This window comes from Thermococcus thermotolerans (assembly GCF_024707485.1).
In the GTDB taxonomy this organism is placed as follows: domain Archaea; phylum Methanobacteriota_B; class Thermococci; order Thermococcales; family Thermococcaceae; genus Thermococcus; species Thermococcus thermotolerans.
In genome coordinates, this window is sequence record NZ_CP102602.1 from 1,977,733 (window position 1) to 2,003,439 (window position 25,707).

A 25,707-nucleotide genomic window follows, 5' to 3' on the forward strand; every position below is an offset into this window, starting at 1 on the left:
TAAGAGTTAATACCGAACGGATACACGCAAGGGTTTAAAACGCCTAACCCTTTTATACTCCGGAGACAAAAACTGAGAGGGTGATGATGATGAAAGCTTACATAGCGGAGAACGTCAGGGGCATTTACGCCTTTGACGAGAGCGGTAATCTCATTGATCAGAGGGTCTTCTCCGGAAGGCCGGAAGCGAGCCTTGACAGGCTTTTAAAGGGCGAGCCAAGCGACGAGCTGATTTCTTTCCTCGATGAGCTTAGGGAGAGGGGCTACGACGAGTTCGTGGTGGAGGACTCAGAGCTGGGGAGAAAGCTCAAGGAGCTTGGCTACAACGCCACAGCGGAGTTCCCCAACATAGCAGGAGAGAAGCTCCGCTCCAGTCCGGAAGAGTTTTTGGGGGAGAAGTGGTTCGACGAGTACTTCAGCGTCGGCGTTGCACTGACCAGGCTCCGCATACAGGAGCAGAGCGGCGCGCGCGATAAGATGATAATCCAGGCCATCGAGTCACTCGACGACATCGACAAGGTTATCAACCTGCTCGTTTCCCGCCTGAGGGAGTGGTACAGCCTGCACTTCCCGGAGCTTGACGAGATACTGCCCAAGCACCAGCAGTACGTTGCCTTCGTCAAAGCAGTCGGCCCGAGGGAGAACGTGAGCGAGGAGAAGCTCAGGGGCCTTGGCCTTCCCGAGGGCAAGGTTGAAAAGATTCTGAAGGCCGCTGAAAAGTCCATGGGTGCTCCGCTCGGAAAGTTCGACGCGGACATTATCATGAAGCTCGCGAGCGAGATAAGCGACCTCTACAAGCTCAGGGAGCAGATAGAGGACTACCTTGAGATGGCAATGGACGAGGTTGCCCCGAACCTGAAAGCTCTTGTCGGTGCCAAGCTCGGCGCCAGGCTGCTCAGCCTCGCCGGTGGGCTCAAAGAGCTCGCCATGATGCCTGCATCGACAATACAGGTCCTCGGTGCCGAGAAGGCTCTCTTCAGGCACCTGAGGAGTGGTGCTAAACCTCCAAAGCACGGCGTCATCTTCCAGTATCCGGCAATAAACCGCTCACCGTGGTGGCAGAGGGGTAAGATAGCGAGAGCCTTGGCCGGAAAGCTCGCCATAGCGGCGCGTGTTGACTACTTCTCCGGCGAGTACATAGCTGAGGAGCTGAAGCAGGAGATAGAGCAGCGCATCCAGGAGATAAAGCAGAAGTATCCGAACCCGCCCAAGAGGAAGGCCAAGCCCGAGAAGAAGAAAAAGAAGAAGTTCAAGGGGAAAGAAAAGCGGGGCAAGGGCTTCGGCGGAAAGAAGAAGGAGAAGGCAGGAAAGGGTAAAAAGGGCGAGAAGGGCGGAAAGAAAAAGAAGAAGGGCAAGAGGTGAGGTAGATGAGGATTAAGAAGGGCAAGTTCCCGGGCGTTTACGTCTTCGTTGATGAGGACGGTAGCGAGAAGATAGCCACTAAGAACCTCGTTCCGGGCCAGAAGGTCTACGGCGAGAGGCTGATCAAGTTTGAGGGTGAGGAATACAGGGTCTGGAACCCGAGGCGCTCAAAGCTCGCCGCGGCAATACTCAAAGGTCTCAAGAACTTCCCGATAAAGCCCGGCTCAAAGGTTCTCTACCTCGGAGTCGCGAGCGGAACGACCGCTTCCCACGTCAGCGACATCGTCGGCTGGGAGGGGAAGGTCTTCGGCGTCGAGTTCTCCCCGAGGGTTCTGAGGGAGCTCGTCCCGCTTGTTGACGAGCGCAGGAACATCGTGCCGATACTCGGCGATGCAACAAAGCCTGAAGGCTACCGCGCGCTTGTCCCTAAGGTTGACGTTATCTTCGAGGATGTGGCCCAACCGACTCAGGCGAAGATACTCATAGACAACGCCAAGGTTTACCTCAAGAGCGGCGGCTACGGCATGATAAGCGTCAAGAGCAGGAGCATCGACGTCACCAAGGAGCCGGAGCAGGTCTTCAAGGAGGTCGAGAAGGAGCTCGCAAGCTACTTTGAGGTCGTCGAACGCCTTAGCTTGGAGCCCTACGAGAAGGACCACGCGCTGTTCGTGGTTAAAAAGAAGTGAAAAAAGAACCTTTGTTTTTCATTCCCTTTTTGTCGGCAGGTGCGGCACCATCCAACTTATAAAGCTGTCCACACTGCGCGTCTGGATATAGAGTGTCCCCGTTCCGTAGAACTCGGCAACTAGTCCCTCACCGCTGAAGAGAGTGCTCTTGAGCCCTCCGACCCGCTTTATGCTAAAGTCCAGCCCCTCGCTGAAGGCCACCATGTGCCCGGTGTCTATCACGAAGCGCTCGTTGTGGAGCTCCTTCTTGTATATTGCCCCAAAGCTGGAGAGGAACACGAGCCCCCTTCCAGTCATCTTGAGGAGGAACAGACCCTCCCGTCCAAAGAAGGTCTTCGCACCGCCCCACTTGGTGTCGATACTTATCCCCTCCGAGCTGGCCAGGAAAGCACCGCTCTGGGCGTAGAGTGTCCCGTCCAGTTCAAAGACCTCGATGTCACCGGGATACGCGGGCGCCAGCCCAACGGTTCCGGGACCATCTTCAGCCCTAAAGGTGTTTATGAAGAAGCTCTCTCCACCGAGTACCGAACGCTTTAAGGCCCCAAAAACGCCCCCCTTTGCCCTGGTTTCGAGCTTTATCGTGGGGCTCATGTGGACCATGGCCCCGGACTCCGCCTGTATGGCCTCACCCCTCTCAAGCTCCACCTCAAGCAGGGAGAAGCTCGGCCTGTGCCTTATCTCGTACTTCATTCCGATTCACCCAGGTAAAGTGTTGCCGTCACCCTTTATATACGTCGGTATAGCCAATCGTCGAAAAAACCTTTTACTTTCACCGAAAGACTTTTATAACGCGCCCCTCAACCTTAGCCGAAGTCACGTTCAGCTTTTGTGGGGGATGCACCATGAAAAAGCTCCTGAAGCCAAGGCGCGAAGTCGGCATCGTCGGCTACGGTGCCTATGTTCCAATGTATAGAATCAAGGCCGAAGAGATAGGAAGGGTCTGGGGGGTTTCGAGTTTCCCAATACAGGAGAAGGCAGTCCCCGGCCTTGACGAGGACGCGCTCACGATAGGAATTGAGGCCGCGAGAAACGCCCTTAAGAGGGCAGGGATAGACCCGAAGCTTATCCGCGCCGTCTGGTTTGGAAGCGAGAGCAAGCCCTACGCCGTTAAGCCGACTGGCACGGTCATTGCCGAGGCGATAGGCGCGACCCCGGACGTCAGCACGGCGGACTTTGAGTTCGCCTGTAAGGCCGGGACCGAGGCGCTTCAGACTGCAATAGGCTTCGTCGGCTCAGAGATGGCTGACTATGCCATGGCCATTGGAGCCGACACCGCTCAGGGAAGGCCCGGCGACCACCTTGAGTTCACAGCCGGAGCAGGTGGAGCGGCCTTCATAGTCGGGCCGAAGAGCTCCGATACCGTGGCATACTTCGAAGGTAGCTACTCCTACGTCACAGACACGCCCGACTTCTGGAGGCGCCAGCACGAGCACTACCCGAGGCACGGCAACAGGTTCACCGGTGAACCAGCATACTTCCACCACATAGTCAACGCGGCCAAAACCCTCATGGAAGAGCTCGACCTCACAGTGGACGACTTCGACTACGCCGTCTTCCACCAGCCGAACGTCAAGTTCCCGCTCACCGTTGCCAAGATCCTCGGCATTCCGAAGGAGAAGGTTCTCCCCGGCCTGCTCACCGGAATCATCGGAAACACCTACAGCGGCGCCACCATGGTTGGTGTCTCTGCCGTTCTCGACATAGCCAAGCCCGGAGACAGGATCCTGTGGGTCAGCTTCGGCTCGGGTGCCGGAAGCGACGCCTTCAGCATTGTCGTCCAGGACGCCATCGAGGAGAAACGCGAGCTGGCTCCGAAGACCATGGACTACGTGAACAGGAAGAAGTACATCGACTACGCCCTCTACGCGAAGGCGAGGAGAAAGTTCATCATGTGAGGTGGTTGAGATGAGGAAGGCTGTCATAATCGGTGCCGGTATGACCCCCGTTGGTGAGCACTGGAAGCTCGGGCTGAGGGATCTCGCGGTCGAGGCGCTCCTCAACGCTATGGATGATGCTGGAATAGACAAGGTCGATTCACTCTATGTTGGAAACATGATTTCTGGCCCATTCGTTGAGCAGGAGAACCTCGGGGCCCTCATAGCGGACTGGGCCGGACTCGGGAACATCCCCGCCGTTAAAATCGAAGCAGCATGTGCCAGCGGCGGTGCCGCCGTCCAGGAGGGCGTTAAGGCTGTCCTCAGCGGACTGGAAGACGTGGTTGCGGTGGTTGGCGTCGAGAAGATGACCGACGCCTGGCCGAGCGACGCCACCAGATACCTCGCCTATGCGGCTGACGCCGAGTGGGAGCTCTTCCACGGGGCGAGTTTTGTTGCCTTAAACGCGCTCGTGATGCGCTACTACATGAAGACCTACGGCTATACCGAAGAGGATCTGGCGCTCTTCGCAGTTAACGCGCACTCCAACGGTGCCAAGAACCCCTACGCCATGTTCAAGCGCCCGATTAAGGTCGAGACCGTTCTCAAGAGCCCCTACGTTGCCGATCCGCTCAAGCTCTTCGACGCCTCGCCGGTCTGCGACGGATCCGCCGCGGTCATAATCACAACCCCCGAGAAGGCCAAAGAACTAGGCGTTTCTAAGGAGAAGTGGGTCGAAGTAGCCGGAATGGGGCGCGCCATAGACACCATAAGCCTCGCCAGCAGGGAGGATTTACTCACCCTCAAGGCGGCAAAGGTCGCCGCTGAGAGAGCATACAGGATGGCTGGCGTTACCGCCAAGGACATCGACTTCTTCGAGGTTCATGACGCCTTTACCGTCATGGCGGCACTCAGCCTCGAAGCCCTCGGTGTTGCCAAGAAGGGAGAGGGAGCAAAGCTTGCTAGGGAAGGACAGATAGCCATTGATGCCGACTATCCGATACAGACCATGGGAGGTCTCAAGGCTCGCGGTCATCCGGTTGGAGCGACCGGCGTTTACCAGACGGTTGAGGCGGTGCTCCAGCTCCGCGGCGAGGCGCCGAGCCAGGTGCCCGATGCGGAAATCGGCCTGACCCAAAACATAGGTGGAACCGGTTCGAACATAACGGTCAATGTCTTTAGGAGGGTCTGAAATGGCGCGCCCGATGCAGGTTTCCCGCTATTGGAGGCACTTCCGTGAGAAGTACAGGCTCATAGGCGGAAAGTGCGAGAACGATCACGTCCACTTTCCGAAGAGGTCGATTTGTCCTGTCTGCGGCTCAAGAAACGTCGAGGAAATCGAGCTGAGCGGAAAGGGCAAGGTCATCAGCTGGACGATAGTAAGAAACCCGCCGAGCGGCTTCGAGTACTACAAGCCCTTCCCGCTGGCACTGATAGAGCTTGAGGAGGGGCCGGTAGTACTCGCCCAGCTGACCGACGTTGACCCCGAGGAGATAGACTTCGGAATGGAGGTCGAGGTCGTCACCAAGAAGATAAGGGAGTTCGAGGAGGACGGAATAATCCTCTACGGCTACAAGTTCAGGCCGCCTGTGAAGTGAAGGCTTTTTCTGTCTCCCTTTATACCTTCTCAACCCTCAGTCTGTCCCCGTTCTCGAACTCCATCTCCAGCCTTCCGCGCTCGGCGGTGACCTTCACCCCATCGACGACGGCCTCTATCTTCCCGTTCTTGGGATCGACGCCGAGCATCTCTGCCATCTCGTCGATGCTCTTCAGGGAGCCGTTCATGGTGGTCTCAATCCGCTCCTCCTCGCTCTCTATAACGACCCTCAACCTGCCTTTGCCTTCGCGTATGAAACTTTCTTCCTTCAATTTCCTCACCTTCTCGGGCTCGGGCGGTTTTATGCAGGACATCAAACCACCTACTTCCCTTTTTCTCGGGGTGCATCATCCTTCCGAAGGTCTTTGACCATACGCACCCATATCCCGCTCTGGCCGACGCGTTTGAACCCGTAATCCTCGTAGAACCTGATGGCCTTCTCGTTCTTCTCCCCGACCCATAGCTCTATTCTGTCGTTGTGCTCCGCCAGGTACTCCAGGCACTTTTCCATGAGCCTGTGGCCTATTCCGTGCCCTTGGAACCGTTTGTCAACCACGAACTCGTGAATTGCCCCAACTGTTCTTCCCTCGTATTTGCTGTACCAGTCGTTGTCGCAGACTATAAAGCCCGCTATTTCGTCACCAACCTTTGCGACGAAAAAGCCGGCCTTTGCCTTGTCCCAGCACCACCTGAGGTAGCGCTTCGCGTAGCTCTCCCCTTCACCGCCGTACTCGCGCATGCCCTCGTATCCTCTCATGTATATCTCAATGAGCCTCTCCAGCGTTTCCTGATCGAGCCTTTGGAGCCTCTCTATCCTCACCCCGCTCATCAATATAAGCTCATCGAGGGGTTTAAAAAGCCTGACTTCGAGCCTTAAGTGGAGCAAGAAGGTGGTTGAGATGGGGAAAGCCAAGCCCAGATACTGCGAGATATGTGGGGCTCCAATAAGGGGACAGGGCCACAAGATAAGGCTTGAGGGGGCGGAGGTTCTCGTTTGCAACCGCTGTTATGAGAAATACGGCGGAAAGAAGCCCGGAACATTCAGCATAATGCCCACCGGAAGGCAGCCCGTCAGGAGAACCTACTCCAGGCCGGCCCCAAGGCCGAGGCCGTCCAAACCGAGAACCGAGAGGCCGCTCTACACGGAGGAGATCGTGGAGGACTACGCAGAGAGGGTTTACAGGGCGATACAGCGCTCGGGGAAGAGCTACGAGGAGCTGTCCCACGAGATAGGCCTTTCGATGAACGATTTGAGGGCAATAGCCCACGGCTACCGTGAGCCGACGATAAAAGAAGCCCGGAAACTGGAGAAGTACTTCAAGATAACCCTCATTGAGACCGAAGGTGGGGAGCTCCTTGAGAAAAAGACCATCCCGAGGGACTACGAGCCGACGCTCGGGGATATAGCCAACATCAGGATACGAAAGCGGAAGAAGAAGTGAGTTAAAACTCCTCCAGCTCCTCCTCTTCCTCTCTCTTCTTCCTGAGCTCCTCCGCCTTGGTTCTCTTTGGGGGGTGGAAACCCTTGAGCTTCTCAAAGGTGCTCCAGAGGCGTATCAGCTCCTCCCAGACCTCCGTGTCGGGCGGGATTACGAGAACATGTGCCGGCGGATGGATGTCCATGAGCCTGCCGATGGCCTTCGCCGGCGGAAGGTCTATCTGGGCAATCACGTGTGCCCGGAAGCGCCTCCTCGGCTTCTCACCGCTTATCTTCTCAAAGGCCCAGTCAGAGAGGGCGGGAGGAATGATCCTCGGGTCGCCGCGTATCTGCATACCGCCGTAGCGGACGAGGTCGGCCAATGCTATGCTGGCCTTCTGAAAGTTGTCGGTCCTTACTAACACAATCGTGTTTCTCATGCTATCACCGTGCTCTCCTTGTGCCGGCACCTTTTAAGCCTTCTCACCGAGGTTTCATCGACTCAAAGACCTAAAGCTTTAAAAACTCAACATGCCTCATTTATAAAGGGTTTTTAAACCCACCATCCGGAGGTGTAAGCCTTGGTAGACATGAGCAATGTAAAGCTCAGAATCGAGAACATCGTCGCTTCTGTGGATCTCTTTACGCAGCTGAACCTTGAAAAGGTCATAGAGATATGTCCCAACTCCAAGTATAACCCCGAGGAGTTCCCGGGGATAATATGCCGCTTCGAGGAACCAAAGGTGGCGCTCCTTATATTCAGCTCCGGCAAGCTCGTCGTTACCGGCGCCAAGAGCGTCGAGGACATAGAGCGCGCCGTCAACAAGCTCATCCAGATGCTCAAGAAGATAGGCGCCAAGTTCCAGCGTGCGCCCCAGATAGACATCCAGAACATGGTCTTCAGCGGCGACATAGGCATGGAGTTCAACCTCGATGCGGTAGCATTGAGCCTTCCCAACTGTGAGTACGAGCCGGAGCAGTTCCCCGGCGTTATCTACCGCGTCAAGGAGCCGAGGGCGGTTATACTGCTCTTCTCGTCCGGAAAGATAGTCTGCTCTGGAGCCAAGAGCGAGCACGATGCCTGGGAGGCCGTCAGAAAGCTCCTCCGTGAGCTGGAGAAGTACGGCCTTATCGAGGAAGAGGAGGAGTGGTGAAACCCTCTTGTCCTTCAGAGTCTTTTACTCCCCCATTTTCAGGGGGCACAGGCCGGAGGGCTATCATCCTGAGAATCCGACCAGACTGGACTACGCGATAAGGGGCCTTTCCGAAAAGGGGCTGTGGAATGACGAACTGATTCTGGAACCTGAACCTGTATCGCCCGCCGATGTCCTTCTGATCCACGATGAGGAGTACGTTGAGCGCATCAGAAAACTGGCGAACACCTTTGAATACCTCGATCCGGACACCTACGTGTCCTCGGCCACGTGGGAAGTGGCCCTCACAGCCCTTGGCGCGGCAAGGGATGCCGTGAAGTTTGCGGTGAAGAAAAAGGGACTGCACCTGGCCCTAGTCAGACCGCCGGGACACCATGCCGGCAGGTCAGGAAGAGCTTTCAACGCCTCAACCCTCGGTTTCTGCATCTTCAACAACACCGCCTTTGCCGCCTACGCCCTCAGAGAGCTCAGGGGAAAGGTCACGGTGATTGACTTCGACGCCCACCACGGCAACGGCACGCAGGAGATATTCTGGAACGATGGTGATGTTATCCACATTGACCTCCACGAGCGTGACATCTATCCCTGGAGCGGCTACGAGCACGACGTTGGCGGGAAAGGTGCGGAAGGGAGTAAGGTAAACATCCCCATGCCCCACTACTCCACAGACGACGACTACATCCTCGCATGGATGGAGATCGTTCTTCCAATCCTGGAGGGGATGAAACCCGATGTCGTGGTTGTCTCAGCAGGCTTCGACGGCTTTCTTGGAGAGAGCCTCACGACGCTTAGACTGACGGAACGGTTCTTCCGCTACGCAGGTGCGATGCTCTCCGGTTATTCCCTGGCGGTTATCCTTGAGGGTGGCTACAATGTCGGATTGATGAAGGGCCTCCCCGCGTTCATTGGGGGATACCTAAACGGAGAAGCCCAGGAGGGCCCCGTGGAGCCTGGATACGAGGCCCTGTCCACTATCCAGCGTGTCGTAGAAGTTCAGAGGGAATGGTGGCCGCTGTAGCTTACCGGGGGGTAAGGAGCTTACCCGGGGGTAAGTAAGTTTTGGCCAATCCCCAGAAGAAAAGTGGAAATTGGGGCGTCAAAGCCCCAGAATCTCTTTCGCGGCTTCAATTCCGAGGTCGAAGGCCTTCATGTTCATGTCGACGGCCTTCGGCGGGACGCTGAGCCTTATGACTTCCCTGACGTGCTCCGCGTCGAGCGGGAACTCGGGAATCTGGGTCAGCGCACCGATGAGGACTGTGTTGGTCGTGACGACGTGGCCGGCCTTTATGGCGAGCTCCTCGGCGTTGAAGCCTATCCACTTGCCCCGGAAGTCCTCTTCCACGATCTTCTTTATCTCGTCGATCTCCGGGTAGCGGGCCTTACCCATCGAGACCTGGACTGGGACGATGGGCTTGGTGTTGACGACGACCATTCCACCCTGCCTGAGGTGGTTGATGTAGCGGAGGGCCTCGACCGGCTCGAAGCCGAGTATAACGTCGCCCTTTCCTTCGGGAACCATTGAGCCGTAAACTTCTTCGCCGAAGCGGACGTACGAGACAACGCTACCAAAGCGCTGGCTCATCCCGTGAACCTCACCCATCCTCACCTTGTAGCCGGCCCTGAGGGCGGCCCAGCCGAGGATGTTTGCGGCTGTGAGGACACCCTGGCCGCCGACACCGGCGATGACTATGTTGTACTCCTTAACCTTCATTCCTCTCCCTCCTCCACGGGCTTGAAGGCACCGAACGGACAGATCTGCGCACACCCACCGCAGCCCCAGCACATGCTGGGCTCTATCCTTGCCTGCCTCTTCTCCTCGTCCCAGTAGATGGCAGGACATCCGTAGGCGTTGATACAGACCTTACAGCCGGTGCAGGCCTCTTCGTCAACGTAGTATATTGGCCACTTCTCGCCTCTCCTTCTCATCTGGCCTATCTTGTAGAGGGCACAGACCTGTCTCGACACGACGACGCTGACTCCTTCGACCTCGAGGGCCTTCTTCATGACCTCGTAGGTCTTCTTTATGTCGTAGGGGTCAACGACCTCGACGAAGTCGGCACCCATGGCCTTAGCGACGTCCTCTATCGGGATCCTCTTGCCCATGCCATGAGGCGTCTGACCGGTGCTCGGGTTCGGCTGGTCGCCGGTCATGGCCGTGACCAGGTTGTCGAGAACCACTATGAGCACGTTAGAGCGGTTGTAGATGGCGTTGGCCAGGGCAGGAAGTCCGGTGTGGTAGAAGGTCGAGTCGCCTATGGTGGCCACTATGACTTTCTTCTCCTTCTTCCTCTGCTCCTCGCTCAGGGAGCCGTGCTGGGCTATCTCAAGGCCGTGGGCGATGCCTATTGAGCCGCCCATCGCGACGGTGGTGTCAACCGCGTTGAGCGGCGGGAGGAGACCGAGGGTGTAACAGCCTATATCGCTCGGGTAGATGCCCCTCGCCCTGGTGGCCTTCTTTATGGCGTAGAAGCTGTTCCTGTGGGGACATGCCGGACAGAGGCTCGGCGGTCTCGGCGGGACTATCTCAAGGGCTTTGTTGTACTTGGCGTCGAGCTCCCTGTAGTCCAGCGGGACATCAATGCCGAGGAACTTGGCTATAGCCGTAACCGCCCTCCTGGTGGTCATCTCGTAAACTCTGGGCACGAGGTCTTTCCCGTGGATCGGGATCCTCAAACCCCTGTCGTATGCCCAGGTCTTGACCTGCTCTTCAACGACGGGCTCAAGCTCCTCAACGATGAGGACCTTCTCAAGGCCGTCCATGAACTTCTCAAGCAGGCCGTAGGGAACCGGGAATGGGGTTCCGAGCTTGAGGACCTTTACGTTCTCAACTCCAAGCCAGTGAAGGGCTTCCTTGACGTAGGCGTATGCCAATCCCGGAGCTATTATACCGACCTTCGCGCTCTCGTCGCCCTCTATCCAGTTGAAGGGCATGTCGTTGAACTCCTCGCGGATCTTCTCTATCTTCTCCAGGATTATCGGGTGGAACTTTCTTGCGTTGGCAGGAACGTCAACGAACCTGTTCGGGTCTTTTTTGAACTTTCCAAACTTCCTCTTTCCTGCCTTTATTTCCTCCGGGAGCTCCCCAAGAACGACGTCACCGCGAGCGTGAGAGGTCCTGGTGGTCGTCCTTAGAATGACGAAGTGCTTGAACTTCTCGCTGAGCTCGAAGGCGTACTTCGTCATTTCCTTGGCCTCGTGGGGCGAGCTCGGCTCAAGAACCGGGACGTTGGCGAACTTCGCGTAAACCCTCGTGTCCTGCTCGTTCTGTGAAGACCACATGCTCGGGTCATCCGCCACCATTATGACGAATCCACCCTCGACGCCCATGCCGACGGAGCTGAGGAAGGTGTCTGCAGCAACGTTGAGGCCGACGTGCTTCATTGCCGTCATGGCACGGAGACCGCTCCATGCAGCGGCCAGAGCCGTCTCGAAGGCGACCTTCTCGTTGGTCGAGTACTCCATGTATACGCCGGCCTTCTTGGCGACGATGGCCATTGTGTCGGTAAGCTCCGAACTCGGGGTTCCGGGGTAGGCGGCGTAAACCGCTATGTTCGCCTCAAGGGCACCGCGTGCTATCGCTTGGTTGCCGAGGAGAAGAACCTTCTCCCCTGGCTTGTCCCATAAAACCATATCGGTAACCTTCGCCATCCAAAATCACCTCACTCCTCCTTCAAAACTCCCCTTGCCTTCGCAAACTCCACAAGCGCATAAGCGCCGGCAGCAACGTCCTCGGGCCTCTCGTAGCTTGGAATTCCGTTAGCTTCGAGAAGCTCTTTGGCCTTTTCACTCACGTAGCCCGCCATGAAGAGGCCGAGGACGGGCTTGCCGTTGTTGACCTCCTTAACGGCCTTGATAACGCCCTCAGCGTGTTCCGTCGGGGTCATTCCCGCGAAGGTGGGGACGACGCAGATGCTTATGAGCATGTCAACGTTCGGGTCCTCAAGGAGAAGCTTTGCCGTTTTGTAGTAGTCCTCCCCGCGAGCACTCGCGATCATGTCAACCGGGTTCTTCACAGCGGCCATCGGCGGAAGGAACGAGCGGAGCCCCTCGATAGTCTCCTCCTCAAGGTCGGCGAGCTTTAATCCGCGCTTGTCTATCTCGTCGGCGGTGAGGACTCCTGGTCCGCCGGCGTTGGTCATTATGGCGACGCGCTTGCCCTTCGGAAGGGGCTGGGTGAAAGCGCGCGCCATGCTGAGCATGTCGTCTATCGTGTCCGCGACGATTATTCCACTCTGCTTGAATGCCGCCTCGTATATCTTGTACGAGCCTGCGAGTGAGCCTGTGTGGCTCGAAGCTGCCCTCGCTCCGCTCTCGCTCTTCCCTGCCTTGAGGACTATGACGGGCTTCTTCTTGGTCACCCTCTTAGCGACCTCCATGAAGCGCCTCCCGTCCTTGAGGCCCTCGATGTAGAGCGCTATCGCCTTGTCCTCCTCGGTGTCTGCCAGGTATTCCATGAACTCGGAGAAGTCAACATCCGCCATGTTGCCTATGCTCACGAACTTCGAGAAGCCTATGCCCTCCTTGACCGTCTTGTAGATTATTCCCGCTCCGAGGGCACCGCTCTGGCTTATGAAGGCTATGTCGCCCTTCTTCGCGTTCATCACGAAGGTGGCGTTCATGTCGTTGTGGGTGTTCATTATGCCGACGCAGTTGGGGCCGACTATGCGCATGCCGTACCTGTGGGCTATCTCGACGAGCTCCCTCTCTTCCTTCTTCCCCTCCTCTCCGACCTCACCGAAGCCTGCTGTAATTAGGATTATCCCCTTAACGCCCTTCTCACCGCAGTCCTCTATGGTGGGCTTGACGAAGCGCTTCGGGACTACAACGACCGCAAGGTCGACCTCGCCGGGGATGTCCTTTACGTTCTTATACGCTTTGACTCCCTGAACAACCTCGTCCTTGACGTTCACGGGGTAAACCTTGCCATCTTTGTAATCCTTGAGGTTCTTGAAGACCTCATAGCCAAGCTTGAGCGGGTCGTTGGATGCCCCAATAACCGCTATGCCCTTTGGCTTGAAGAAGTAATCAAACGTCATCACATCACCGGTCTAAAGTCTGTGGGATTCTATATAAGCTTTCCTAAAAAGGACAGCGAGGCAGATATGAGCATGGACGGGGAAAAGTAACGCTCTGATGGGCTAAAAAGGACACCACTGTCCATATTTTGTATCGTCGAAAGACTTAAGTAAGTTCTGGTTATTATATCCGTAGGGGTGGCATCATGGTGAAGGTGAAGTTTCTGGGCCACGCGGCTTTTCTGATAGAGGGGAGCAAGAAAATCCTGATAGACCCGTTCCTCACGGGCAACCCAGCGGCCGCCACCAAGCCAGAGGAACTCGACGCTGACCTCATACTCGTAACCCATGCCCACGGCGACCACGTCGGCGATGCCGCCGAGATAGCCAGGAGAACAGGGGCAAAAATCGTTGCGATGTACGACATAGCCAACTACCTCGTTGAGAGCGAGAAGGGAATAACCACCATCGGCATGAACTACGGTCCGACGGAGGTTGACGGTGTCAAAATCGTCCAGGTTCCTGCCTGGCACTCCAGCAGTGACGGCAAGTACAGCATAGGCAATGCCTGCGGCTACATCGTCGAGCTCGATGGCGTTAAGATATACCACGCAGGGGATACCTACGTCTTCAGGGACATGGAGCTCTTTAACGAGCTCTACGGGCCTATAGACGTTGCCCTGCTTCCGATAGGCGGTCACTTCACGATGGGCGTTAGAGAGGCCGCTAAAGCGGTGGAGCTTCTCAAGCCGAAGAAGGTGGTGCCGATGCACTACAACACATGGCCACCGATTTCAGCTGACCCCGAAGAGTTCAGAAAGCTGGTGGGGGACAGGGCGGAAGTCGTAATCCTCAAGCCCGGGGAAACCCTGGAGCTTTGAAAAACCTTTTAAGGGGCTTTTCCTACCCCTTTTTCAGGTGGTGGAATGGTTAAAAGGGCCTTGGCGTTGGCGCTCATCCTGCTGGCATTTTCATCATCCCTGCTTCCATTATCTTCCGCTCAGGATGGAGGCGAGAAGCCCAAATACGATTTAATCATAGTCCGAAACGATGATATGATTGATTACATCGTCGCTCTTCCCTACGCGAAGATGCTTGACGTCCCAATTCTTCCCGTTAATCCGAAGGAACTCGACCCCGGTACTATAGCTCAGCTCCAGAGCTACGCCCAGTTCGGATGGAATCACGTGCTCATAATAGGCGACTCCCAAGCTGTAAGCGACAACGTCCAAGACGAACTGCTCAGGATGGGGTTCATTGTGGAGAGGATAGGCGGCGCGGTTAGAACTGAAACCGCCGCAAAGCTGGCGTTGCGCTTTTATCCCAACGGCTACGAGACCGTTGTGGTAGCGAGCTCAAGCGACTACGGCTCCGCACTGGCCGCCGCCAGGTGGGCGATGATATACGGCTACCCCCTGCTCCTCACCCAGGAAGATGCCCTCTCGGACTCAACAGCAAACGCTCTGAAAAAGCTCAACCCGAACCTGGTTCTCCTTATGGGTGCGGGCATGTCCAAGGACGTCCAGAAGAAGATAGAGGAGATGGGGTACGAGACCTACTGGGTCAAGGAGAACCTGGAGATAAGGCTTCCGGAACAGCCAAAGGAGACAAACTGGGTGCTGATAATAGCGGCAGTACTGCTCTCCCTTGCCATCGCGGTTCCGGTTTCCCTTTACTACGCCAAGAAGCGCTGGGCTGCCAACAGGGTTCCCATAGAGGTGCTGACCGAGAAGGAGCGTATAGTCGTCAAGGCGATTCTTGAGAAGGGAGGAATCATCAAACAGGAGGAGCTGCCAGAACTCACGGGCTACTCCAGGCCGACCATAAGCAGGATCATCCAGGAGCTTGAGAAGAAGCAACTCGTCGAGAGGGAGAAGGTCGGCAAGACGTTCACGGTAAAGCTCACGAAGGAGATAATCCTCAGGGAGTAACGGTCGGCAAGCCCGAAACCGCTCATCACTTTCTTCAGACCTGGCCGTTATCCTCATCCCGAAGAAAAATGGAGAGTCACTTCTTGAAGAGATGGCCATGGGACCTGTTTACGTGCCTCGTGTAGTCCTTGGAGTTCCTGAAGAGCATTCCGCAGCGCGGGCAGCGGTAGTAGCGGGTGCCATCGCGGTCGTAGAATATAACCGCCTTCAGCTCCGCCACTGCCCCCACCTCCGGCGTTAGGTGAGAAAAGCCCTTTTAAAATTTTACGGATGGGGAAGACAGAAAAGGGAAATCAAACCCATATCCGGTTGCCCTTGACCTTCAGGTATCCAAGCGTCTGGAGCTCCTTGAGGAAGTCCTCTATGGCATCCTCGTCGAAGTATATGTTGAGCCTCTCGTGCTCGCCCTCGACGACTATGGGCTCCCGCTCCAGCAGGGCCTCTATGAGGTCGTTCTTCTTCCGGTGTTTCTTTGCCAGCTCCAAGATTACGTCCGCAAGAACCGAGCGGGCTATGCCGTCGAACATTGCCTCGACTATGCTCTCCTCCGTGGCGTACTCTCCGGCTATCTCAAGCGCCGCCTCGACCAGCTCCCTCTCGACCTCCATTACCTCGACGAAGTACCTCTTCTCCATTGTGTATTCAGTTATCATTCCCGTTTCAAAGCGCTTCTCAAATTCTTCAAGGTACTCCTCGACTTCCCCGATGGGGAAGCGGAGCTCCACCCTCAGTGATCCCAGGGCGGGTTTTTTCACGAGCACCAGCTTTCCGTCCTCTTCCCGAACGGCACCGCTCTCTATCAGTGCCGTAAGTACGATAAGCCTCCCCAGATCCGACTCATCAAACAGCTCTTCTAGGGCCTTTTCCTGACCCGGTTCCCAGTTCTCAATTATCTCCTCGAATGCGAACTTCAACTCATCGAGGCTCTCCTGCAGGGGCTCTATCCCCCCTGCATTTTCGACGAGTTCGGCGTAGGTACCCTCCACAACGACGTAGTGGGAAATTTGGGGTGTTACCTCCTCACGGGTTCTGTTCATTATCCCCGCCCTGCTGAGTTCCCTTGAGAGGGCGTTCATATCATCTCTACTCAGGACTTCCAACCTCAAGCGTCTCACCGGAGAGAGAACGGCGGGAGGGGTTATAACCTTAGCCCTTTATAATGGTGGACAGGAGGGCCCGTAGGGGCTTGTTGCTGAGGATGGATAGTGTTTCTCTCACCTCCCCCTCCATTTCCGGACGGTATGTGGCGTACAGGTACAGGGCGTAGGCCATGACCTTTGGGTCCCCCTCCTTTGTTTTTTCAACAGCCTCTGCAAGCAATGGGTTGTTGAGGAGCTCCTCGGCGAGACTCTCCATGGCTTTTCTGTCGTCTTTTTCAATGGCCTCGCGTAGGGGGACATAAAAGAGGGAGAGCACAAGCCTTGCGAGCCGTTCCCGTTCCTCAAGCTCGTCCATGGGCGTTTTCGGTTCCTCCCTTCTGCTGAGGTAGTAATAGGCCAGTGGTAGCACAATCACAACGAGCACTACGAGGAGATACGGGAGCAGCGGGAAGTTAAATCCGTAGGGAAGACGGTGGCTGATGGCCATGAGCGCGAGGAATCCGAGGAGAACCCAGACCGCCATCAGGAGCAGGTAGTAAATTGAATAGTCCTCTCTCCGGAGTGCCCTGTACTTGGACGGAGCGCCTATCCGGTCAAGATAGCGGAGCCTTTCCTCGGCCAGCTCCACCTCGGCTTGGAGGCGCTTTATACGCCTATCGACCTCCTCAAGAACGTCTTCCCGTCCCATCAAGTACCCCCCGCTATAAGACGGGCTATCTTTTCACTAACGACGCTCAGGATTGCCTCCCCCTTCTCCGCCGTCGCCAGGGAGGGGTCATCGTTTACCCCTTCGGGGAACAGTTCCTTTCCTATGTCTTTTTTGATTATTCTCACCTTTGAGCTCCTCTTTTCTCCCCTAGCGTTTTCCATCTTCACGAGTTCAGGCCTTATTGCCAGCATTACAGACGTCTCGTCCTGGCCCGCATGCCCTTGGCTGGAGCATATGCTCAGTATGTCTTCGCGGAAGTCCAGCCACCAGTTTATGAGCCAGATCTCGGTCTCCGGAAACTCTCCGGCCACTTCTTCAGCCGCAAGAACCAGCGGCGAGTAGTTTCCACCGTGCCCGTTGAGGAGGATGATTCTCCCGAACCCTTCGGCCGCGAACTCTTTTATTATCTCGCGAACGTAGGCCTTGAACGCGTCTCCATCCACGTTTATGGTTCCGGGATATATGTCAAGGACGAAGGTATGCCCGTACCACACGGGTGGGGCTATGAGAACTTCAACACCCAGCCGGCGGAGCCTCTCCTCGACCCGCTCTGCTATCTCCACAGGGGCAAAGACATCTGTTCCAAGGGGTAAATGCCTCCCGTGAGCTTCAACACTCCCCACGGGGATTATAACGGTGCCAACACGCTCCTTAAGACCCTCGAATTCGGGCCACGTTAGCTCCTCCATCCTCATGAGTATCCCCACTGCCTTTGGGCGTGAATCCTCATAAGCCTTTTCTATGCTGAGGAGAATGAGAAAAGGGATGGGCGTTACTGGGTCCCTTCAAGGAGGTCTCTGACGTATTTCGGCATCTGGAAGAGTGTCTCATGCCTCTCGGGGTCGTAGTAGTACAGCTCCAGTTTTTTTGCCCTTTCCATGTCGATTCTGGTGAAGTCAACGTCTCCCTTAACTCCAACGAGGAAGCTCCAGGGAGAGGCATAGCCGATTACCGGGAAGCTGAAGTAATAAACCCGGTCAAAGACCCTCTTCATGGCCCTGTATGCGTCGAGGAGCTCGTTCGTGAAGAGGTAAACGCTCCCCGCCTGCGTGATGTACAGACCTTTTTCGTTCAGCTTCTCATATGCTGAGCGGTAAAATTCCTCACTGAAGAGGAGCTTTGCCGGGCCAACGGGGTCTGTGGAGTCGACTATGATGACGTCAAAGTGCTCTTCCGTCTCCCTGAGGTACTTCACACCGTCGCCGACTATCACCTCTGCCCGGGGATCCTCAAAGGCGCCCCTCGCAACGTTGAGGTAGAGCTTCGAAACCTCCATGACCATCTCGTCTATCTCTACCATAGTGGCCCTCTCAACGGTTTCGTGCCTCAGGACTTCCCTGAGAGTCCCGCCGTCCCCTCCACCGATGATGAGAACCCTCCTCGGATTGGGATGGGCCAGCATAACCGGGTGAACCAGCGGTTCGTGGTAGCTCTCCTCGCCAACTTCTACAAGCTGAACCGTGCCGTCGAGAACGAGGAGCTTGCCGAACCCCTCGGTTTCGTACAGCTCAAGCCTCTGATACTGCGTCTGTGTCTCAAACAGCCTCTCTTTGACCTTAAAGCCCACACCGTAACCGCGAGGGTACCATTCTATGAACGCTCTCTCCTTTTCGTTGAATCCCATGAATCTCACCGTGCTTAGGTATGGTGAAGGGTTTTAAACCTTGAGGTTCGTTTGGCCCCAAGAATATTTTTATAAGGCGGTTATACTACTGTTTAACGATGCAGTGGAAGAAAGTCCATAAGGAGCTCCTAAAGTTCCTTGAGGACTCTGTGCCGGAGATACACGAAGGAATGAGGTACGGCGTCCCACATGTTGTGGGCGAGATACTCTTCTCTGAGGATAGCCCGCACGTTGAGCTTTCTCTGATAACCTTCAACGGAAGCAGACGTCCGCTGGCATTTAACGACGGGGATTCTGTCAGATTTATGTATCCCGTTGAGGATACCAACCCGTACATGGCCTTTCTGGAGATTATGAGCTTCTTCGAGAGGACGTTCGACGATTCACGCTTCAGGGTCGTCCTTAGAACCTCTCCCGCGGAGTTCCTTAAGAGCATAGGACTTGAGATTCTGTGGACGAATGAGTATCTGCTCAATGGGACTGAGTTCGTTCAGGTCTGGGCGGTTTCTGGGACGACCAGATACAACATCCTCTTTGAGAAACGGGAGAAGGGATTCGTCCTGAGAGATATAAAAAGGGTAGGTGGGCTTCAGTAGGGGAACATCACGACCGCGGCTATTGCCGCCGCCGGCCTGTCCTTCACGGTTATGCTTGCGCTCGCGACCTTGAACTCGGCCAGCTTCCAGCCGCGCATGGCGAAGCCTTCCTCCACCATCTTCCTGACCATCTCCTCCGCCTCTTCCTTGGTGCAGTAGCCGGAGTACTCGTAGATGAGGCCCCCCTCGTTGCCCTCGCTGATGCCTATCCCCAGGGCAGCGCTGATGGTCATACCCGGCTCGTCGCTCTCGATGTGTGCATAAACGGTCGGAAGGAGCATTCCTATCGGGACATCGTGGACCTCCTCGATCCACTCGATGTGTGCCGGGATGACACTGCTCAGCTTGACGAGGTTAACGTTTCCTATGCCGAGCTTGAGGAGTGCGTTGTCAAAGGCGTTGAGCTTGGTTCCTCCCTCAGCGGTAGCGGCACCGATAAAAGCTCTCTTGGGGGTTGTCCAGCTCATCTCGACTTCCTCCTTTCTTTTCTCACACGTTAGACGATTATAGGCTAAAGTGAAGGTGTGCCTACTCGCTAATTAGAGCCGGGCTTAAAAACGTTTCGCTATATTGGAAAGGAGGAATTACAGGCGTTATCGGGATTGAATGACCGCCCCTACCCTCGAACTCACCTCAAGCCACGCTTTCAGAGGATTTTAACTGGTAACGGTTGACTGCCCTTCCCAGAGTGGCGGAGGTGAAGATTCCCAGGACGCTGGCGAGGGATGCCATTGCGTACATGTGCTGGCTCAGGACACCCGAAACGAAACCTATCTCACCAACGAGCAGGCCGAGGACGCCGAAGCTGGCTATTCCTGCACCCCTGACGATTGACGTTGAAACGTCACCATGCCTCACGATGGCTGCGGAAAGGAGCAGTCTTACCGCGTACACGAGGACGAAGAACTCTATTACCACGAACGACAGCTCGGTCTCGAAGTTGAGGCCGCGCCATGCGAAGAATATAGGGGCGAAGATGCCGTAGGTGACGCCGCTGACGATGGTTGTGAGCCTGTCATACTGCTTCGTTCCGACTAGGTCGCTGTGCATCATGAGACCTGCCATAAATCCACCTATGCTGAAGTGAAGGCCTATCTCGTCGCTGATGAATGCCAGAGACGTTGAGAGTACCATGAAGAGGCCAAAAACCGCCTCATCGCTCTTGAGCCTGCGGAGGAAGCGTATTATCATGACCTTGTGCTTTATTCCTATTATGTAATTGACGTACATGAGGACGCCTATGAAGACGGCATCCTTCAGTATGCTCTCGACGACTGGCATGTAGTCCCCGGGGGTTTCGTGTATCCTGACCATAACGTAGACTATGAAGAGGCTCATTATCTCGCTTATGACCGCGTAGGATAGTGCCACATGGATAAAGTCCTCCCCGAAGAACCTCTTGAGCCTCAGGACTATGGGGGCTGAGGCCGTTGAAATTATCGCCGCAACGATGAGGGCGTCGGAGTTAAGCTCCCACCCGGTGAAGGGGAGCGTGACCAGCAGCATGACCAGATATGTGACCACGTAGAGGGGCAGGGTCTTCTTCCCGGCGTAGTGGAGCTCCTCAGGGGTTACCTCCAGACCCGCCGAGATCATCAGGAAGAACAGGCCGAGCTCGGCCATGAGGAGCATCTGGTCCCTCGGCATCTCAAGTAGGACGGCGCTGAGTATCATTCCTGCCGTTATCTCACCGAGAAATCCAGGATAGCCCAGCCTCTCAAAGCCTTCAGCGAGCAGTCTTGCGAAGGCTATGATGACAAACACGTACCCTATGATTTCCATGCTGGTTCATTATTCGGGACGGGTTAATAATCCTTCCGCCAGGCAAGGCTTTTATTCTGTGGGAGGATAGCTCTAAGTATGAGGCACTATGAGATAGTGAGGATAAGGGAGAACGGCAAGGTGGAGCTTCCCAGGGATTACGCGTACGAACTGGGAATCGTTGAGGGTGCGTACTTCCTTCTGGAGATAGACACCGACCTCAACGAGGTTCACATGGAGAGAATAGCCCTCCCTGGAAAGAAGCTCGTGGAAGTGGAGCTCATAGTGGAGGACAAGCCCGGCGTTCTTGCCAAGATAAGCGGGCTTTTTGGAAAACACGGGGCGAACATACTCTTCAGCGAGGCCGAGGAGCTTGAGGGCATAGAGCTGGCCGGGATAGTTGCGGTCATAGACGTAAGTGGGATGAGCGGCACGCTGGAAGAGCTTAGGGCGGAGCTTGAAGGGCTGGACGTTGTTAGGGAGGTCACCCTAAGACCACTGGAGTAGGAGCACCGTCAGCATGAAGGTTACAAAGACCGCCGCCAGAACGTTTATCTCCTCCCCCACGCGGTTTCTTTTTACCTCCAGTTCTACCTCAGGAATTCCCAGCTTTTTCAGCGCAAAGAACCCGGGCACCGCGGCGGCTATGTAGATGACGTCGGCCAGTTTAAGCCCCGCACCGAGGTATATGCCCGCAGCCAGGGTAAGGAGCGCGAGAGCTAAGCTCGGGGGCTCCCATGATGGTTTAATCTCCGGGCTTTCCCTTCCCAGCATGTGGTAGTTCAGCCCGGTAAATGCAATCATCGTTCCAAGGGTTCCGAGGGGGATAAGCCAGTTCCAGTCTCCGGGGAGGCTGGATGAGAGCAGCCCCTTTGCGTAGGAACCCACCAGGGGTGAAATTCCACCTATGGCGAGGCTGAGCATGAGCACAGAGAAAGCCATGAGCGGAGCGTTCCTGTAGCCGAACTCCCCGAGTTTCCTCGACTTCCTTCCGAGACTACCGACGCCCAGGAAGAGGCCCCCCTTGGCCAGGGAATGCGCCAGAGCATAGTAAGCCGCCCCCGTGAAGTTGAAGGTGGCTACCCCGATGAGCACGTACCCCATCTGGGAGACCGTGGAGTACGCGAGGAAGCGCTTTGCATCCCTCTGAGGGAGCATCATAACTATGCCGAAGAATATCGACGCAACCGCCACGGCCAAGGCGACGGTTTTCAGGCTCTCCCCAACGGGCAGGGCTGAAAACAGCAGTATCATGCCGTACGCGGGGGCTTTCACGACTATCCCGCTCAACAGGGCACTGGCGGGTGTTGGAGCAACGGAATGGGCATTTGGCAGCCAGCCGTGGAGGGGGAATATGCCCGCCTTCAGGAGGAGCGATGCAAAGGCTATCCCGAGGGCAACGTTAAGCTCCCTGCTCGGGAGGGCGTTCTCAGCCACAAGCTCGACGTTGAGATAGCCAGTCTCCATATATATCAGGCCTATCGCGAAGATGAAGAGGTATGAGGCGAGGAGAGATAGGAGAAGGTACTTAAAGGCAGCCTTTTTCGAACCGGGGTCATCGGAGAAGGCCACCAGGGCAAAGGCAGAAACCGAGGCGATTTCCATGTAGATGTAGAAATTGAAGAAATCCCTGGCTATAAAGGCCCCCAGCAGGCCGGAGTGCATCAGGAGGAACAGGACGAGGGCCTTGGGTGTCTTCTTATCCCTGAAATCGAAGTATGAGATGGAATATAGGGCAACGACTGTGAAGAGCATAAGCTCCCCCGCGATGAAAGGTTCATTGATTCCACCGATTCCGACCTCTATCCCTGCTACTCTGTCCCAGCCTCCGACTATCTCGGCCCTTCCATTGTTAAGAACGAATATTCCCGCCGGTAGAACCGCCCCGGTAATGAATGCGCCCTTTATTAAAACCTTCCTTGCCCGCAGGGTGTCCAGGATGACGATTATGAACCCAAACAGGAGCGGGAAGGCCACCATCAGAGGTATCACGAGCCGTCCCCCCGCATGCGGATTATTATGGCCAGAGCGAGCGATGTTATAGCAACGTCAACGACGAGTGTTGTGAGCATCAGCGTTGCCGGGAGCGGATCGACCGGATTTGTCGGCATTATCGGGACGTCCCTCCCCGGGGAGTATGCCAGGCCGATGAAGAAGAGCACTAAGCCCAGGGAGACCACGTTTATGGAGAGCACTAATTTTATCGGCTCCCTCTTCGCCATCAGGCCATATATCCCTATGAGCATTATGATAACTCCCGCCTGCTCCGGGCTAATCACTTTCAACCCACCTCAGCAGTATGTAGAAGACGAAGGTGAAGGCCGCTCCTACCTCAAGGCCGACGATGACGTTGAAGGGCAGGATTATGCCGCCTTCAGTTGGGAGGAAGTTGGCATAAAAGCTACCAAAGGCCACCCCGGCGATTCCCAGCAGGACGAGCATCGTCCCGGCCGAGCTCTCTATCAGGCTCGCCCAGTTGAATTTGAACTTCTTCCTGACCTTCTTGTAGCCGTGGGATGTTATGAGGAGTATGACCGCGACCGCGAGAATCACCCCGCCCTGAAAGCCGCCCCCCGGGTTCAGATGACCGTAGAGCATGAGATAAGCGGCGTAGGTTACAAGGAACGGGCTTATCATCTTGGTGGTGCTCCTCACAACAACGCTCATCTTCACTTCTTCTTCCCCCCGAGGAGCAGGTAGAAGCCTATGACTGCGGTAAAGAGAAGGCTCGCCTCGCCGAGGCTGTCGTAAGCCCTCCAGCCGGCCAGAATGGCCGAGACCAGATTGGGTATTCCAATCTCCCCCCAGTTGGCGACGTAGTAGGCGTAGCTTCCGCCGTAGGATGGGGAGTAGCTCAGACCAAGCAGGAACGCCCCAAGGGCGACGGTCAGGAGCAGAGCGGCCTTCCTCACCTCGTCACCTCCTCTATCGTGAAGAGGAAGACTCCTATAACCACCGCACCGACGACTATCGCAGAGAGTGCTACATCCGGTGCCTTAAGCTCGAATAGGGCTAGAACGAACAGCAGGCTGAGGAGGGAGTATTTAACGACCGCACTAACCATGTTCTTCTCTTCAACGACAGCTACGGCCAGCAGTATCATCGCTATGAAGACCACGTCAAGGATTGTCCCAAGCATACATGTCCACCACTACCTTCGGCTTCACCCCGTACTTGTAGGCCCCGCGCGCTATGGCGTGGCTCACCATGGGGTTTATCATCGCTATCAGGAAGGCCAGTACCAAGAACTTGGCCCTCACAACGGCAGGAGCGTCCATTATCAGGATTAGAGCCAGGATTATGCTCATTGCCCCACCGGTGTCGCACTTAGTTGCCGCGTGGAGGCGGGTGTAAACGTCGGGGAAGCGGAGAATGCCGAGCGCCCCAAAGACCATGACCGCCTCCCCAAACAGCATGAGGATTATCTCAATCATGGCCTCTCCGCTCCATGTATTTGGCGAGTATAAGCCCGCCGACGGCGTTCACCATCAGCAGGACTATCGCGAGGTCCACAAGGTAGTACTCGCCCCTGATGACTGAAACGACCGCTATTATGACGACCACCTTCGTCGTTATCGTGTTCAGGCCCACTATCCTGTCGGGCAGGGTCGGTCCCCTGACCACGCGGTAGGTTATCAGTATTGCCGTGAAGACGAGGACGTAGAACGCGCTCACCAGAAGACCTTCCTGAGCCATTCCTCGATGTCCCCCTTTATCTTTTCTCCAGCCTTTTCACGGTTGAGTGTCTCCAAATCTATCCAATGGACGTAGAGGTATGTCTCGCCGAGCTTTTTGCTGACGTCAAGGGTGAGCGTCCCCGGGGTCAGGGTTATCGAGTTGGCTAGTATCGTCACGCCGGTGTCCGAGTGAAGGTCGGTTTTTATCTTGACTATCCCCGGATTGATGTCCATGAAAATTACGTTCTTTGCCACCTTCAGGTTGCTCTCGATGAGCCTGAAGGCCATTATCACGAGGTACTGGGGGAGGTATATGAACGCAAAGTACAGGAGCTTTTCGACGATGTGCCCTGTTCTGCGTATGTCCTCCGTGAGCAGGTCGCGCATGAAAGCCGCTATCATCAGCGTAACGGCCGCGCCCACGATCAAATCCCTCGCTCTGAAGCTTCCCGATATGACCACCCAGAAGGCCATGAGGACGACCCACGTTATGATGACCCTCTCCCAGGGCGGGAGCTTTGAGGCCTCAAACCCTTCGTGGATAACCCTCTCCCTCAGGCCTTCGAGCCTCTCCTTGAGGTAAAAGGGGACGCGGCTCATGTGGTATTTTAGTGATTGAGAGGTTATAACGGTTTTGCAGATGCAAAACTGTTGCCCAAAAATATAAAACAAGTTCGAAAAAAACGGCCTCCAAACCCATGCATCCTCGGTGGTCTTCCCCCACCCTGCGGCTAAGCTTTTTCCGGGGAAAGGTTTAAATCTCGGGGGCTTTAGATGAAAACGGTGATGCTCATGATTGAGGTTGGGGAATACAAGGTCAAGGAAGGCCTTTACTACACCAAAGACCACGAGTGGGTTCAGGTTCTTGATGATGGGACTGTTCTCGTCGGAATAAGCGACTACGCCCAGAAGGAGCTCGGCGACCTTGCCTACGTCGAGCTTCCTGAGGTCGGTAAAGAGGTCAGCAAAGGCGAGGTTCTCTGTGAGCTTGAGAGCGTTAAGGCCGTTTCCGAGGTCTACGCTCCGGTCAGCGGGGAAATCGTTGAGGTCAACGCTGAACTTGAGGACAGCCCGGAGCTCATCAACGAGGACCCCTACGAGAACTGGATTGCCAAGCTCAAGCCGAGCAACCTTGAGGAGGAACTCGGCGAGCTTATGGACGCGAAGGCCTACGCCGAGTACCTTGAGAGCCTTTGAGGCCTTCC

General features: G+C 55.8%; 35 protein-coding genes. 13 read left to right on the forward strand and 22 right to left on the reverse strand.

The genetic code is table 11. From position 1 onward, the window contains the following. Positions 1 to 89 precede the first annotated feature (89 nt). Both NUS69_RS11140 and NUS69_RS11145 read left to right on the forward strand, forming a co-directional pair. On the forward strand, positions 90 to 1,361 hold the full coding sequence (locus tag NUS69_RS11140) for a C/D box methylation guide ribonucleoprotein complex aNOP56 subunit (protein ID WP_258085126.1): 1,272 nt from the start codon (positions 90 to 92) through the stop codon (positions 1,359 to 1,361). 5 nt (positions 1,362 to 1,366) lie between these two features. Continuing rightward, positions 1,367 to 2,047, forward strand: a complete 681-nt coding sequence (locus tag NUS69_RS11145; RefSeq protein WP_258083786.1) for a fibrillarin-like rRNA/tRNA 2'-O-methyltransferase — start codon at positions 1,367 to 1,369, stop codon at positions 2,045 to 2,047. Positions 2,048 to 2,065: 18 nt separating this feature from the next. Here the strand turns inward: NUS69_RS11145 and NUS69_RS11150 are convergent, their stop codons facing one another. After that, positions 2,066 to 2,737, reverse strand: a complete 672-nt coding sequence (locus NUS69_RS11150) for a TIGR00266 family protein (RefSeq protein ID WP_258083787.1) — start codon at positions 2,735 to 2,737, stop codon at positions 2,066 to 2,068. 152 nt (positions 2,738 to 2,889) lie between these two features. Here NUS69_RS11150 and NUS69_RS11155 point away from each other — a divergent pair, with 152 nt between their 5' ends. Genes NUS69_RS11155 through NUS69_RS11165 form a run of 3 tightly spaced genes read left to right on the forward strand, consistent with a single transcriptional unit; the run spans position 2,890 to position 5,519 of the window. Then, complete coding sequence (locus tag NUS69_RS11155) at positions 2,890 to 3,942, forward strand: hydroxymethylglutaryl-CoA synthase (RefSeq protein WP_258083788.1); 1,053 nt, start codon at positions 2,890 to 2,892, stop codon at positions 3,940 to 3,942. A 10-nt stretch (positions 3,943 to 3,952) separates the two neighbouring features. Further along, complete coding sequence (locus NUS69_RS11160) at positions 3,953 to 5,113, forward strand: thiolase domain-containing protein (protein ID WP_258083789.1); 1,161 nt, start codon at positions 3,953 to 3,955, stop codon at positions 5,111 to 5,113. 1 nt (position 5,114) lies between these two features. Then, the gene (locus tag NUS69_RS11165) at positions 5,115 to 5,519 is read left to right on the forward strand and encodes a Zn-ribbon domain-containing OB-fold protein (RefSeq protein WP_258083790.1); all 405 of its coding nucleotides are present in this window, start codon (positions 5,115 to 5,117) and stop codon (positions 5,517 to 5,519) included. Between the two features lie 19 nt (positions 5,520 to 5,538). Here the strand turns inward: NUS69_RS11165 and NUS69_RS11170 are convergent, their stop codons facing one another. Beyond that, on the reverse strand, positions 5,539 to 5,832 hold the full coding sequence (locus tag NUS69_RS11170; protein ID WP_258083791.1) for a hypothetical protein: 294 nt from the start codon (positions 5,830 to 5,832) through the stop codon (positions 5,539 to 5,541). A gap of 8 nt (positions 5,833 to 5,840) precedes the next feature. Next, the gene (locus NUS69_RS11175; protein WP_258083792.1) at positions 5,841 to 6,347 is read right to left on the reverse strand and encodes a GNAT family N-acetyltransferase; all 507 of its coding nucleotides are present in this window, start codon (positions 6,345 to 6,347) and stop codon (positions 5,841 to 5,843) included. Between the two features lie 70 nt (positions 6,348 to 6,417). On the opposite strand from NUS69_RS11175, the gene NUS69_RS11180 reads away from it, so the two are divergent. Beyond that, a complete protein-coding gene (locus NUS69_RS11180; RefSeq protein WP_258083793.1) occupies positions 6,418 to 6,960 on the forward strand; it encodes a multiprotein bridging factor aMBF1 in 543 nt (180 codons plus the stop codon). A gap of 1 nt (position 6,961) precedes the next feature. Here the strand turns inward: NUS69_RS11180 and NUS69_RS11185 are convergent, their stop codons facing one another. After that, on the reverse strand, positions 6,962 to 7,375 hold the full coding sequence (locus NUS69_RS11185) for a DUF356 domain-containing protein (RefSeq protein WP_258083794.1): 414 nt from the start codon (positions 7,373 to 7,375) through the stop codon (positions 6,962 to 6,964). A 141-nt stretch (positions 7,376 to 7,516) separates the two neighbouring features. Here NUS69_RS11185 and NUS69_RS11190 point away from each other — a divergent pair, with 141 nt between their 5' ends. After that, the gene (locus NUS69_RS11190) at positions 7,517 to 8,089 is read left to right on the forward strand and encodes a TATA-box-binding protein (RefSeq protein WP_055430193.1); all 573 of its coding nucleotides are present in this window, start codon (positions 7,517 to 7,519) and stop codon (positions 8,087 to 8,089) included. A gap of 7 nt (positions 8,090 to 8,096) precedes the next feature. Then, positions 8,097 to 9,107, forward strand: a complete 1,011-nt coding sequence (locus NUS69_RS11195; RefSeq protein WP_258083795.1) for a histone deacetylase family protein — start codon at positions 8,097 to 8,099, stop codon at positions 9,105 to 9,107. Positions 9,108 to 9,185: 78 nt separating this feature from the next. On the opposite strand, the gene NUS69_RS11200 is transcribed toward NUS69_RS11195, so the two are convergent. The 3 genes from NUS69_RS11200 to NUS69_RS11210 are packed head-to-tail and all read right to left on the reverse strand — an operon-like array spanning position 9,186 to position 13,125. Beyond that, positions 9,186 to 9,800 carry an indolepyruvate oxidoreductase subunit beta gene (locus NUS69_RS11200; RefSeq protein WP_258083796.1) on the reverse strand — a complete coding sequence of 205 codons (615 nt, stop codon included), beginning with the start codon at positions 9,798 to 9,800 and terminating at the stop codon, positions 9,186 to 9,188. Then, the gene (gene iorA / locus NUS69_RS11205) at positions 9,797 to 11,737 is read right to left on the reverse strand and encodes an indolepyruvate ferredoxin oxidoreductase subunit alpha (RefSeq protein ID WP_258083797.1); all 1,941 of its coding nucleotides are present in this window, start codon (positions 11,735 to 11,737) and stop codon (positions 9,797 to 9,799) included. Before iorA ends, NUS69_RS11200 begins: the two co-directional genes overlap by 4 nt. Before the next feature lie 11 nt (positions 11,738 to 11,748). After that, on the reverse strand, positions 11,749 to 13,125 hold the full coding sequence (locus tag NUS69_RS11210) for an acetate--CoA ligase family protein (protein WP_258085127.1): 1,377 nt from the start codon (positions 13,123 to 13,125) through the stop codon (positions 11,749 to 11,751). Positions 13,126 to 13,310: 185 nt separating this feature from the next. Between NUS69_RS11210 and NUS69_RS11215 the strand changes: the two genes are divergently transcribed. Together NUS69_RS11215 and NUS69_RS11220 are read left to right on the forward strand one after the other, a co-directional pair. Continuing rightward, the gene (locus NUS69_RS11215) at positions 13,311 to 13,985 is read left to right on the forward strand and encodes a metal-dependent hydrolase (RefSeq protein WP_258083798.1); all 675 of its coding nucleotides are present in this window, start codon (positions 13,311 to 13,313) and stop codon (positions 13,983 to 13,985) included. Positions 13,986 to 14,030: 45 nt separating this feature from the next. Then, positions 14,031 to 15,035, forward strand: a complete 1,005-nt coding sequence (locus NUS69_RS11220) for a cell wall-binding repeat-containing protein (RefSeq protein WP_258083799.1) — start codon at positions 14,031 to 14,033, stop codon at positions 15,033 to 15,035. A gap of 76 nt (positions 15,036 to 15,111) precedes the next feature. Here the strand turns inward: NUS69_RS11220 and NUS69_RS11225 are convergent, their stop codons facing one another. From NUS69_RS11225 to speE, 5 genes are all read right to left on the reverse strand, one after another. Beyond that, positions 15,112 to 15,264, reverse strand: a complete 153-nt coding sequence (locus tag NUS69_RS11225; RefSeq protein ID WP_258083800.1) for a DUF7128 family protein — start codon at positions 15,262 to 15,264, stop codon at positions 15,112 to 15,114. Positions 15,265 to 15,328: 64 nt separating this feature from the next. Continuing rightward, entirely contained in the window at positions 15,329 to 16,141 is an 813-nt protein-coding gene (locus tag NUS69_RS11230; protein ID WP_258085128.1) for a hypothetical protein, read from the reverse strand. Positions 16,142 to 16,181: 40 nt separating this feature from the next. Then, positions 16,182 to 16,823 (reverse strand): hypothetical protein, encoded by a 642-nt coding sequence (locus NUS69_RS11235; RefSeq protein ID WP_258083801.1) that lies wholly within the window; start codon positions 16,821 to 16,823, stop codon positions 16,182 to 16,184. Beyond that, on the reverse strand, positions 16,823 to 17,539 hold the full coding sequence (locus NUS69_RS11240; RefSeq protein WP_258083802.1) for a creatininase family protein: 717 nt from the start codon (positions 17,537 to 17,539) through the stop codon (positions 16,823 to 16,825). The genes NUS69_RS11235 and NUS69_RS11240 overlap by 1 nt, the downstream gene beginning before the upstream one ends. A gap of 77 nt (positions 17,540 to 17,616) precedes the next feature. Beyond that, positions 17,617 to 18,468 carry a polyamine aminopropyltransferase gene (speE, locus tag NUS69_RS11245; protein WP_258085129.1) on the reverse strand — a complete coding sequence of 284 codons (852 nt, stop codon included), beginning with the start codon at positions 18,466 to 18,468 and terminating at the stop codon, positions 17,617 to 17,619. 98 nt (positions 18,469 to 18,566) lie between these two features. Between speE and NUS69_RS11250 the strand changes: the two genes are divergently transcribed. After that, complete coding sequence (locus NUS69_RS11250; protein WP_258083803.1) at positions 18,567 to 19,064, forward strand: hypothetical protein; 498 nt, start codon at positions 18,567 to 18,569, stop codon at positions 19,062 to 19,064. On the opposite strand, the gene NUS69_RS11255 is transcribed toward NUS69_RS11250, so the two are convergent. After that, positions 19,058 to 19,531: a pyruvoyl-dependent arginine decarboxylase gene (locus tag NUS69_RS11255; RefSeq protein WP_258083804.1), complete on the reverse strand. Its 474-nt coding sequence runs from the start codon at positions 19,529 to 19,531 to the stop codon at positions 19,058 to 19,060. The genes NUS69_RS11250 and NUS69_RS11255 overlap by 7 nt on opposite strands. A 166-nt stretch (positions 19,532 to 19,697) precedes the next feature. After that, a complete protein-coding gene (locus NUS69_RS11260) occupies positions 19,698 to 20,846 on the reverse strand; it encodes a cation:proton antiporter (RefSeq protein WP_258083805.1) in 1,149 nt (382 codons plus the stop codon). Between the two features lie 78 nt (positions 20,847 to 20,924). On the opposite strand from NUS69_RS11260, the gene NUS69_RS11265 reads away from it, so the two are divergent. Beyond that, positions 20,925 to 21,332 (forward strand): ACT domain-containing protein, encoded by a 408-nt coding sequence (locus NUS69_RS11265; RefSeq protein ID WP_258083806.1) that lies wholly within the window; start codon positions 20,925 to 20,927, stop codon positions 21,330 to 21,332. On the opposite strand, the gene NUS69_RS11270 is transcribed toward NUS69_RS11265, so the two are convergent. The 8 genes from NUS69_RS11270 to NUS69_RS11305 are packed head-to-tail and all read right to left on the reverse strand — an operon-like array spanning position 21,315 to position 25,102. Continuing rightward, the gene (locus NUS69_RS11270) at positions 21,315 to 22,817 is read right to left on the reverse strand and encodes a proton-conducting transporter transmembrane domain-containing protein (protein ID WP_258083807.1); all 1,503 of its coding nucleotides are present in this window, start codon (positions 22,815 to 22,817) and stop codon (positions 21,315 to 21,317) included. The two genes, NUS69_RS11265 and NUS69_RS11270, sit on opposite strands and share 18 nt — an antisense overlap. Then, a complete protein-coding gene (locus NUS69_RS11275) occupies positions 22,814 to 23,104 on the reverse strand; it encodes a cation:proton antiporter subunit C (protein ID WP_258083808.1) in 291 nt (96 codons plus the stop codon). Before NUS69_RS11275 ends, NUS69_RS11270 begins: the two co-directional genes overlap by 4 nt. After that, positions 23,097 to 23,498, reverse strand: coding sequence for a Na(+)/H(+) antiporter subunit B (locus tag NUS69_RS11280; protein ID WP_258083809.1), 402 nt, complete (start codon positions 23,496 to 23,498; stop codon positions 23,097 to 23,099). Before NUS69_RS11280 ends, NUS69_RS11275 begins: the two co-directional genes overlap by 8 nt. Further along, on the reverse strand, positions 23,495 to 23,737 hold the full coding sequence (locus NUS69_RS11285; protein ID WP_258083810.1) for a hypothetical protein: 243 nt from the start codon (positions 23,735 to 23,737) through the stop codon (positions 23,495 to 23,497). Before NUS69_RS11285 ends, NUS69_RS11280 begins: the two co-directional genes overlap by 4 nt. After that, entirely contained in the window at positions 23,734 to 23,964 is a 231-nt protein-coding gene (locus tag NUS69_RS11290; RefSeq protein WP_258083811.1) for a hydrogenase subunit MbhD domain-containing protein, read from the reverse strand. The genes NUS69_RS11285 and NUS69_RS11290 overlap by 4 nt, the downstream gene beginning before the upstream one ends. Then, on the reverse strand, positions 23,945 to 24,259 hold the full coding sequence (gene mnhG / locus NUS69_RS11295) for a monovalent cation/H(+) antiporter subunit G (RefSeq protein WP_258083812.1): 315 nt from the start codon (positions 24,257 to 24,259) through the stop codon (positions 23,945 to 23,947). Before mnhG ends, NUS69_RS11290 begins: the two co-directional genes overlap by 20 nt. Continuing rightward, positions 24,252 to 24,521, reverse strand: a complete 270-nt coding sequence (locus tag NUS69_RS11300) for a monovalent cation/H+ antiporter complex subunit F (RefSeq protein ID WP_258083813.1) — start codon at positions 24,519 to 24,521, stop codon at positions 24,252 to 24,254. The genes mnhG and NUS69_RS11300 overlap by 8 nt, the downstream gene beginning before the upstream one ends. After that, positions 24,497 to 25,102 carry a Na+/H+ antiporter subunit E gene (locus NUS69_RS11305; RefSeq protein WP_258083814.1) on the reverse strand — a complete coding sequence of 202 codons (606 nt, stop codon included), beginning with the start codon at positions 25,100 to 25,102 and terminating at the stop codon, positions 24,497 to 24,499. Before NUS69_RS11305 ends, NUS69_RS11300 begins: the two co-directional genes overlap by 25 nt. Before the next feature lie 192 nt (positions 25,103 to 25,294). On the opposite strand from NUS69_RS11305, the gene gcvH reads away from it, so the two are divergent. Further along, a complete protein-coding gene (gcvH, locus tag NUS69_RS11310) occupies positions 25,295 to 25,699 on the forward strand; it encodes a glycine cleavage system protein GcvH (protein WP_258085130.1) in 405 nt (134 codons plus the stop codon). Positions 25,700 to 25,707 lie beyond the last annotated feature (8 nt).